The sequence below is a fragment of the Brevibacillus sp. LEMMJ03 genome, assembly GCF_007197875.1.
Taxonomy (GTDB): Bacteria; Bacillota; Bacilli; order Brevibacillales; family Brevibacillaceae; genus Brevibacillus; species Brevibacillus thermoruber.
In genome coordinates this window covers 1-962 of record NZ_VKJN01000050.1, presented here as the reverse complement: position 1 = coordinate 962, position 962 = coordinate 1, and the positions used below count along the sequence as shown (strand labels likewise).

Sequence of the window (962 nt, the reverse complement as noted above, 5' to 3'; positions counted from 1 at the left end):
GTGTGAAGATCAGCGATAAAATCCCCAATAGAATCGGTTGAAAATTCCCCATTTTCATCGCAGACTCTCTCCTTGGAGGAGAGAGAAATTATGGTAAAGAATGGGGAGTTTTACATGATTCGCGAGATGAGGAAACGTGGCATGAGTATTACTCGGATCGCGCAGGAAATGGGGAGGGATCGAAAAACCATTCGTAAGTGGCTAAACAAGAAGGAACCTGAATCCTATCAGCGAAAGGTCACTCGTCTCGGCAAGCTGGATCCGTTCAAGGATTACGTTCGCCGCCGAATGGAGGAAGGTTGCCTGAATGCGAGAGTTATCCTGGAAGAAATCAAGGCAAAAGGGTATACCGGTGGGATTACCACTCTGCGAGTCTTCATGAAACCGTTCCGGCCCACCGTCATCAGCAAAACCACCGTCCGATTTGAAACAGATCCCGGATACCAAGCCCAAGTCGATTGGGGACGGTTTACGGTGGACTGGCACGGCAAACCAAAACGGCTCTATGCGTTTGTCATGGTCCTCAGCTATTCTCGCATGATGTATCTGGAGTTCACTGAAGATGAGAAGTTGGATACGCTCATCAGTTGTCACCATCGGGCTTTTGAGTATTTTGGAGGGGGTACGGAGGTGATGCTGTACGACAACATGAAGACCGTTGTGAAAGACAGAGATGAACAGGGCCATCCCGTCTGGAATGAGCGTTTTTCCCGATTTGCCAGCCACCACGGCTTCCTTCTTACGAGCTGCCGGCCCTATCGCGCTCGCACTAAAGGAAAGGTCGAAAACGGAATTGGCTATGTTCGCAAGAACTTTTGGCCGCGCGTTCGGGCATTTACCGGATTGGACGATCTGAATCGCCAAGCACGCGAGTGGTTGAATCAAGTAGCTAACGTGAGGATTCATGGAACCACGCACGTCAGGCCGGTTGACCGCTGGCATGAGGAAAAGCTGAAACCCAT

The 962-nt window shown here is 50.4% G+C and carries 1 protein-coding gene; it reads left to right on the top strand.

Annotated features, from left to right (window positions below):
• Positions 1–90 precede the first annotated feature (90 nt).
• Positions 91–962: IS21 family transposase (istA, locus tag FOI68_RS22690; RefSeq protein ID WP_143864415.1), on the top strand; the 872-nt coding region annotated here is incomplete at its 3' end.